This is a genomic window from Rhizobium sp. BK376, from assembly GCF_004341625.1.
Classification (GTDB): domain Bacteria; phylum Pseudomonadota; class Alphaproteobacteria; order Rhizobiales; family Rhizobiaceae; genus Rhizobium.
This window is the reverse complement of record NZ_SLZG01000067.1, coordinates 1-8,251: the sequence shown is the minus strand read 5'-3', so window position 1 is coordinate 8,251 and position 8,251 is coordinate 1. Positions and strand designations below refer to the sequence as shown.

At 57.4% G+C, this 8,251-nt stretch carries 6 protein-coding genes and 2 pseudogenes; 4 read left to right on the top strand and 4 right to left on the bottom strand.

Translation table 11 applies throughout. The features are described 5' to 3' along the window. Positions 1 to 206: 206 nt before the first annotated feature. Positions 207 to 371, top strand: a pseudogene (locus tag EV561_RS36485) (IS21 family transposase); the annotation flags it as partial. Positions 372 to 1,060: 689 nt separating this feature from the next. Further along, a complete protein-coding gene (locus tag EV561_RS36480; RefSeq protein WP_132528706.1) occupies positions 1,061 to 1,354 on the top strand; it encodes a hypothetical protein in 294 nt (97 codons plus the stop codon). A gap of 418 nt (positions 1,355 to 1,772) precedes the next feature. Here the strand turns inward: EV561_RS36480 and EV561_RS36475 are convergent, their stop codons facing one another. From EV561_RS36475 to EV561_RS36465, 3 genes are all read right to left on the bottom strand, one after another. Then, the gene (locus EV561_RS36475) at positions 1,773 to 2,588 is read right to left on the bottom strand and encodes a transglutaminase family protein (RefSeq protein ID WP_132528705.1); all 816 of its coding nucleotides are present in this window, start codon (positions 2,586 to 2,588) and stop codon (positions 1,773 to 1,775) included. A gap of 89 nt (positions 2,589 to 2,677) precedes the next feature. Beyond that, on the bottom strand, positions 2,678 to 3,559 hold the full coding sequence (locus EV561_RS36470) for a transglutaminase family protein (protein ID WP_132528704.1): 882 nt from the start codon (positions 3,557 to 3,559) through the stop codon (positions 2,678 to 2,680). 301 nt (positions 3,560 to 3,860) lie between these two features. Then, positions 3,861 to 4,799 carry a LysR family transcriptional regulator gene (locus EV561_RS36465; RefSeq protein WP_132528703.1) on the bottom strand — a complete coding sequence of 313 codons (939 nt, stop codon included), beginning with the start codon at positions 4,797 to 4,799 and terminating at the stop codon, positions 3,861 to 3,863. 100 nt (positions 4,800 to 4,899) lie between these two features. On the opposite strand from EV561_RS36465, the gene EV561_RS36460 reads away from it, so the two are divergent. Together EV561_RS36460 and EV561_RS36455 are read left to right on the top strand one after the other, a co-directional pair. Beyond that, a complete protein-coding gene (locus tag EV561_RS36460) occupies positions 4,900 to 6,309 on the top strand; it encodes an MFS transporter (protein WP_132528702.1) in 1,410 nt (469 codons plus the stop codon). A 435-nt stretch (positions 6,310 to 6,744) separates the two neighbouring features. Continuing rightward, positions 6,745 to 7,443: pseudogene (locus tag EV561_RS36455) on the top strand (transposase); the annotation flags it as partial. Between the two features lie 608 nt (positions 7,444 to 8,051). Here EV561_RS36455 and EV561_RS37795 read toward each other — a convergent pair. Next, a partial coding sequence (locus tag EV561_RS37795; RefSeq protein ID WP_207910672.1) for a hypothetical protein occupies positions 8,052 to 8,251 on the bottom strand: 200 nt, incomplete at its 5' end.

Genomic DNA, 8,251 nt, shown 5'->3' with positions numbered 1-8,251 from the left:
CACTGCCGCGCATGTCCCACTCCTGCCGACCAATCACCGAGGCATGGAATCACGGCAGTCCGCTCGCAGCAAGCGCCTTTTTCCGCATCCTGTTAGATTGCCGCTACGCAATTCCATGTTAAAACGACACATCCGTTCGGCCGATCTGCCGCTCTTCTCGGATGATCTCGATCGGTGCCAGAAATATCCGACGAGGTGTCGATCGGTGCCGAGGCGAGATCATCGCCCGGCATCCGCGGGTGCTGGGAACGAGAAGACGTCGTCTTCGATCCCATCCATGGCCTGCCGCTGACCGAGCAGAAGATCAATGCGCTGGAGCAGCGCCACTCCAGGGCTGGGACCTATCGGACGAGTTCGCCACGCTGCGCCGATTTTCTTTAGTAAATCTGCAAGCACCTCCATGGAAAACATCGTTGGCATTCTGAAACAGATCGAGGGGCGATATCTTCCTTGGCCGCTAGCGGTGGTCGGGGCAATCGTCGTGACAGCCCTTTTTCCATATTCGCTTGATCGTATTCGGCTAGAAAAAAGCCCGCGCAAGGCGTGCGGAGAGTGCGTCCAACTGCACAGGGGAAACGTCGGCGCATTGTACAAATTAGGCCTTGTCGGGGATCAGTCAACCCGCGCCTGCGCAGGCTGCATCAAAGTCGAGAATCCTGAAAGTCGGCCGGGCGCTCTGAGACGGAAGCAGGAGAGCCTCCAACGCCCGGCCCTAGCACCATTGGTCCGTGCGCCGCCATTATATACTGTTTCGGCCTGATTCCCACCTGGCTTAGCCGATCCACCCCGGCGCTCTGGCGATTTCGATGATGCCCCAAGCGAGACCGAGGACCCAGACGAGAGTGATAGCGATCATCAGGACTATGTCGGGGACGGCTTTGATCATGTTCTTTCGGAACTCAATGCAAAGCCCGTCTGAACGGGTAGCAACAGGCGGGCCTAAAAGGAAGCCATCAGCATGATGACAAAGGTTATATACAACCGGCGCCCGTTGATTCGCTTTGCGAATCACACTTAGTTGATCTATTTCCCCCGAAAGACCCGGTTCCGTGGAGACCAAATGCCTAAACGCCGCCGTCTTTTAGCCGAACTGACGAGGGTGCGGTTTGCGCACCCGACCGATGTGCAACATCAAGTGTCAGCAGTTTGCCACCGCGTCTATCCAGCGACAAACGATCTAGAAGTTTTGCTAATTACTACCCGCGAATGCCATCGCTGGACCCTTCCGAAAGATCGACCGATGAGCGGGAAAGCGTCGCACGATGCTGCAAAGCAAGAAGCGCTGGAAGGCCGGGATCAAAGGCAAAGTCTCGAAGAGAATTTTGGGGCGTTTCACCTTTGTCAAAATGACTAGATGACTGACATACGGCGCCCTGCAGTGTTGAGGTCCATCTCCTGCGGGTCAAAAAAGCTTGCCAATGCATACAAGGAACAGGTCAACGCGTGCTCTATAGGTGTTTCTGTTTCGACGTCGCTATCAAAGCGAGGGCCCGAGCTAAGGGACCGTTTCGTCTTCTGTATGACCGTCATCAAGCGGGTGGTTTGAAGCTGAGAGGCCGCGCCATTGCCTAGAAGCGGATGCGACTGCGCGAGAAACTGTGACGCAGCTTAGACCTGGTCTTGGGAAGATTGCCGACGGCGTCGAGGAGATCGACGTGCTTGCGCTAGACTATCGACAACTGCATGCATTTTTCCTCTTTTCATTGAGGAGGCTGCGACTTGAGCGTGGCCGGTGAGCGATGCTCGGCGTGCTATTCTCTTCTTTCAGCCGTTCACACGTCGGCCGAAATCTCTTCGGTTATGACTTCGAAGCGCGTCAGTTTCGCTAGGCCGAACGCGGTAGTGAGTGCCACATCCGTCGCGTCCCGGCCTGTAGCCATCAGGATACGCCCTATGCGCGGTCTATTGTGCCGGGCATCGACCGTGTGCCAGTGACCTCCAAGGTAGACTTCGAACCAAGCACTGAAATCCATCGGGTTCGGGTCCTTCGGAACGCCGATGTCGCCTAGATACCCGGTGCAGTAGCGTGCCGGAACGTTCATGCAGCGGCAAAGCGTGATAGCCAGATGCGCGAAGTCACGACAGACGCCGACGCGGTCGTTATATCCGCCGAATGCGGTTCTGGACGGGTCCGCTTTCTTGTAATCGAAAGTGATGTGGCTGTGCACGAAGTCGATGATCGCCTGTACTCTGGGCCATCCGAGAGGTGTTAAGGAAAACTGCTTCCAAGCAAAGTCGGCCAGATGATCCGTATCGCAATAACGGCTGCCGAGCAGATAGACCAGCACGTCGTCGGGCAGATCCTTGATGTCGTGTTGCATTGCGTCGCCAGGGATGGGATCGGGCAGTCCGCTGTCATAGATCTCGAATTCGGTCGAGATCGTCGTCGCTCCAGTCGGCGCGACGATCCGGCTACAGGCATTGCCGAAGCCATCGATATATCCCCATGCCTCGATCGGCCTATCGAAATCCAGGACCTGATCGGTCAAAAGATCGGCGCGGCGGGACGGGTGAATGTTGAGGACCAGCAGCATCGGGGTCGGCTGCTGGCATTCATATCCCAGATGGAAACCCGCGCGTATTTTCATTGGCTTTTTCCTTTGGAGAGCTCTTTGGCGAGACCGCGATCGTGCAGCAAACGCCTGGATAGGCAAGCCGTTCCGTCAATTGCCCACGCTCACGAGCGATCATCCGTCGTGACATTGACCTGAACGGACATGCCGTCGAAATCAGAGGCCGTTCCATCATAGCTCCCCCAAAGCGGAACGGCTTGTCTCGGGTCTCGCGCCACCCCCACACGAATAAGGTCGCGGTTGCCGACAATGCCATTCGTCGGATCGAACTCCGCCCAGCCAGCGCCGGGCAAATAGATCTGGCACCAGGCATGGGTCGAACCGCCGCCGAGCGTTGTCGAGCCGTCGCGATCGGGAACGTAGATATAGCCTGTGACGAAACGCGCGGCGAGCCCGAGCGATCTGGCGGCTTCCATCATCAGGAGCGCGAAGTCTCGGCAGGTCCCTCGTCGAAGCTGCAGAGTCTCGAATGGCGTTTGCGTGCCATGCTCGTGCCGCCGAGCGTAGATAAAGCTCTCATGGATCGCATAGCACATCGTCATCAGCAGCCGCCCAGTTTCGGTGGGCTGGCCGATGCGAACAAATTGGCGAGCCCATTTGCCAACCTCGTCGCTTTGATCGGGATACTGCCGTTGAATAGTCTGCGTGAGATCCAGCATTTCGTCCGGATCGTAGGCGAAGGGATAAGTCAAAGCCTGCTGATCGATCTGTAAATCGATTGCGACATTCGGTGTGTGGTCGAGGCGGATAACCGTTTCGAAGCGAAGTTCTCGGGAGGCTTGGGCAAAGCCGATCACCGCGACGCAGTTTCCGAACACGTCATGGATCCATCGGATGTATTCAGGTTTAGGATCAACCTCCAGACGCGAACTCAAAAGCGTCTGGTCGAAACTGTCGCGGGGACGAAACATCAATCGATGCTCGCCGAATTCCACCGGTCTCATATAGCGATAGGCGGTAACATGCCGGACGGAGAATATCGTCATTGTCGATCCCGAGGTTGCGGACATGACAACATAAAGCAATTCGACCGCCCTTTGCGTGAGACCAATGAGAAGAATCGATTTGGCGCTCAAAGGTTCATGACGCTCCCCAGTCTCTCGCCTATTCCACCGCTCTCGGTGTCGCGGCAGGTGCCTTCAGTTTGACTGGCCGATAGGCGTGAGGCTGGCTCACAGGAAATGGCAGGAATCGGTCTTTAAAACAGAAGGCAGGATGTTCCGGTTTCTAGTTAGCGACTGGCCTTGTGGCGCTTGATCAGTACCCGCCATTCATTGTGCGCCTGCCTCATCGTGCCGTCCCGTTTTCTTTCACGAGCGGCGTCGGGGCGGCAGGGCGGCCGTGCGCCTGAAGAATGTGGTCAAGCAGACTACGGAACAGACGCGACATATGCCTTTCCCTGCGGAACAGGATATTCAAAGGACGGTCCGCCGGACGGTACGTTGCCATGAGGGGGCGCAGAAGGCCGGCGGCGACATCAGCCTCCGCGATCACATCCGGCAGGAGGGCGATGCCTATTCCTGCATTTGCCGCTCGGCGAAGCCCCTGTGCCCCGAAGGCTCGGAGGCGCCCTTTCACCTCTACTGCAACCGGCCCCTCCGGACCGAGCAACTGCCAGATCTCACGATCCTCAACTTTACCCGAACTGCCGTAGAGCAGGCAGTCGTGACCGGAAAGTTCGGATGGCGTAGTGGGAGCTCCTTTACGGTCGATATAAGACGGCGCGGCGCAAATCATCAATCCGTAAGGCTTGAGGGGACGTGCGACAAAGTCTCCGGTCGTTGGTTTGCCAAGTCTTATGGCGGCATCGAAACCGCCAGCGTCGATATCGACAATCGTGTCTGTAAGATCGACGTCGACATTCACATGCGGGTGGCCTTCGAGATAGGCGGCCAGTCCGGGGAGCAGAATTTCCGATCCGAAAATCACCGGCGCTGTCAGGCGTAGATGGCCACGAGGCTCGGCCTGTCGGGCTTCGGCCATCAGATCGGCCTCTGCCAGGCGATCCAGTATTTCGCGACATCGGGCAAGGTAATCGCGGCCGAAGGGGGTCAGATCAAGTCGGCGGGTGCTTCTGACAAGAAGCTTTGCATGCACCCTGCTTTCCAGTGCTGTGAGGCGATTCCCGATCTGGGTGGAGGTGACCCCCAGACGGCGGCCGGCGGCGGCCATGCTGCCCGTGTCGACCGTTCTGACAAACGCCTCGATTGCCGCGAGAACATCCATTGCCAAATATTCCTTGATACTGAAGCGAATGAGATAGCCATTATAGCGATTTCTGTAAGAGGTTAAGTCCTCCTTTCATGAAACGAAAGGAACAACTCCGATGATCAGAAACTCTCTGCTCGGCAGTCCGGCTCTCGCAGCGGCCTGCCTGGGCTTCGTGATTATCAGCCTCGATGCGACTGTTGCAAACGTGGCTCTTGGCGATCTCAGGGTGACACTAAACGCTGACCTGTCGTCGCTTGAGTGGATACTAAACGCTTACACAGTGACTTTTGCCGGACTTCTTCTCAGTGCAGGGGCGTTGACCGACAGACTGGGCGCTCGTCGCGGTTATCTTCTCGGCATCGCTCTCTTTCTTGTTGCATCGATCCTCTGCGGCGTGGCGCAAACCGCCGCAGAACTTGTTTTCGGCAGGGCGTTGCAAGGCGCCGGCGCGGCAGCCGTCGTCAGCGCCTCAATGGCTCTAATCGCGGTGAACTTTCCGGATCTAAAAATGCGGTCAAAAGCGGTGGCGGTCTGGGCGATGTGCGGAGGCAGCGCCACGGCTGCTGGTCCATTGGCAGGTGGATCGATACTTGAACTCTCCGGGTGGCGGACGATTTTTCTGATGAATGTCCCACTGTTGCTCCTCGCGTACCACTTTGGCCGTCTAACGGTGCACTCCCCCCAGAAAGGATGGTCATTCGATTTCCTCGGCCAGGTCCTGGGCATCGTTGCTCTCGGGAGCCTCACAGCCGGCCTTGTTAAGGCCGGGCAGAATGGCTTTGGCAATCTTGAGGTCGTAGCGGCTTTTGCTGCATCGGCGATATCATCGGCCCTGTTCATCGCCGTCGAAAAGCGGCGTTCAGAGCCGATGATACCGACGTCGCTCTTTGCATCGTCTCGGTTCACGGCTTGCTGCGTGGCAGGATTTGCTGTCAATTTCGGTTTTTACGGACTTCTCTTTGCCCTTAGTCTCAACTTTCGTCTCGGTGGTTTGAGCGCGTTTCAGACCGGGCTGGCACTGATGCCACTGACGCTTTGCCTGTCTGTTGCAAATTTCGTTGGCGCGCTGCTGATTGCCAGATTTGGCGCGCGGCTTGCGATACTGTGCGGCCTGGGCGTGGCGGGCATCGGGTATCTGGGGCTTGCCGGCGGCGTGGGTCTTGATGGCTACGCGTGGACCATGCCAGGGATGTTGCTGATCGGAGCGGGATCCGCCATAACCGTCACAGCGCTTTCCATGGAGGCTCTCTCAGCCGTGGATGCGTCCAACGCAGGTATCGCGGGCGCCACGCTCACCACGGCAAGGCAAGTCGGCGGGGCACTCGGTGTTTCATGTTTTGGCATTCTGCTGGGAGGCGTTGGACGGTCTGTCGAAGTCGATCGGCTGCAACTAGCTTTTTCCACCGCAACCTCTGTCATCCTTGTCGCGTTCATGCTTTGCTCGGTCGCGCTTCGCACCGGGGATGTGTCGACAGCCAAACCGGATGGAAATTCCGATGGCAATCCGCCCCTGGTTCCGAAATGATGTCGCCCCCCAATTCCGGGAAATAACCGCCCCCTCGTTCCGAGATGATGCCGCCCCCTTTAGCAGCTATGGCGTGGGTGTTCTGCCGGTGTGAAGAAATCGCCTACTACGGGCGCTCGCCGGGTCGTTAGTTCGACTCCCATCAAGAGCAATATCCAACCTTACAATTGATCGGCCGGCCAATCCCCCCACGGAAGATGCGCCAGGGACAGACTGAGCAAAAGACCCCACCACCCTCTTTGCGAAAGGTTCAGGTCCGCAATCGCTCGAGGATAACCATCCAACGACATAAAAATCTCGCAAGCAATATGAGAAATTGGCTTGCGGCTGACACGTTGAGTGTCATTCCAAGATGAATAGCCTTTTCACTTGCGCCGGGTCACCTGAATTTCGCTATGCTATTGAGATGTGGGTCAAACTGCGCCACGGCCGGTCAGCCGTGAGCGCCTCTTGGCGGGCGACATCGCCGCCAAGTTCCAGAGCTTCAAGCCTAAGGACGACACAGATGGTGGCGACGCCGACGGCAGCGGCTCTGGCGCTGAAGGGAAACAGCAGCCAGAAGCCAAAGGCCGCAACTCTGAGCGCGATTTCCACGGCAAGAAGCGCAGCAACGCAACCCACGCATCGACCACCGACCCGGACGCCAGGCTTTATAAGAAGGCCCGTGGTCAGGCGGCCAAGCTTTGCCATATGGGCCACGTCACCATGGAAAACCGCGACGGCTTGGTTGTCGACGCCACGCTGACCCATGCGACCGGCACCGCCGAGCGCGAGGCAGCATTGGATATGGTGGGCCGCATCGATGGTCGTCATCGCATCACATTGGCTGCAGACAAAGCCTACGATACAGCCGACTTCGTTGCCGCCTTGCGGGACGCAAAGGTAACGCCACACGTCGCCCAGAACACGACGAACCGACGCTCGGCCATAGACGGTCGGACCACCCATCATCCCGGCTACGGTGTCAGTCAGCGCATTCGCAAGCGCATCGAAGAAGTGTTTGGCTGGGCCAAGACCAGCGGCGGAATGCGCAAGACCCGCCATCGTGGAAAGGATCGCGTCGGCTGGATGTTCATCCTGACAGCCACCGCTTATAACCTGGTAAGGCTGCCAAAGCTGCTGACAACAGCATAATCGCGCCCGTAATCCGCCGAGAGAGGGCGGATTACGGCAGAATGGGCCGACAAGGCCGCTGAAAGAGTAGCACCGCGGCCCGTCTACACCCCAGCTATCGAGGATCGGCGGAAAAATTAGCGCTATTTCCGCACCCTGCTAAGGCTCGCGTCGGATCCGGGTATCGAGCTAATGTTTGGCGATCTTGGCGTCGCCAACTTCTGGATAAAAGGTGAGGACCTGCGTTCGCGACGATTCGACAGATGCTTTGCGCAGATCGAAAGTCATTGACCCTCTAACGCTTTTTGGGCGCCTGTCGTTGACACGGAAAGCGACGGAAAACTAGAGAGCGGATTTGGATAGCACGAGAATTCGGGCGGATGACTTTGTCGGTGCTCTTTTGGTGTTCGGCTTGCTCTTCAAGCGGCTCAATGCCGGTGACTGTGCGTTTCAACTCTGGCGCTCAACACCCGGATAATTCCAGCTGGAGACCATCAGATCCGGTCGGGATGCAGGCGCTCCATAGGTGGATATCCTCGTGCTCGTTGTGGTCTGTTTCGCGGGCTGCAACTGGCGCCTCGAGAGTCGTTTCTTGATAGGAAATTGCAGGGTCAACGGTCCGATTCTCATCAAAGCTTACGAAGCCGCTTCTTGGGGTTTTCCGACGCTTGGCAGTCCTGTCCTTCGTCCTCGGACAGAGGACGGAGGGCAAATTCTTCGAACGGATCGTCCTTTTTCTGCGGCGTACCGTTGACAGACCAATGTGCCATATGATGGGTTGTCCTCCGTCCGAGGACAAAGGACGAGGAAAATCTCAATGATGAAGAGC

Coding starts and splice junctions, on each gene's coding strand:
- EV561_RS36480 (WP_132528706.1), top strand. CDS start 1,061: ATGCCTAAACGCCGCCGTCTTTTAGCCGAACTGACGAGGGTGCGGTTT.
- EV561_RS36475 (WP_132528705.1), bottom strand. CDS start 2,588: ATGAAAATACGCGCGGGTTTCCATCTGGGATATGAATGCCAGCAGCCG.
- EV561_RS36470 (WP_132528704.1), bottom strand. CDS start 3,559: ATGACGATATTCTCCGTCCGGCATGTTACCGCCTATCGCTATATGAGA.
- EV561_RS36465 (WP_132528703.1), bottom strand. CDS start 4,799: ATGGATGTTCTCGCGGCAATCGAGGCGTTTGTCAGAACGGTCGACACG.
- EV561_RS36460 (WP_132528702.1), top strand. CDS start 4,900: ATGATCAGAAACTCTCTGCTCGGCAGTCCGGCTCTCGCAGCGGCCTGC.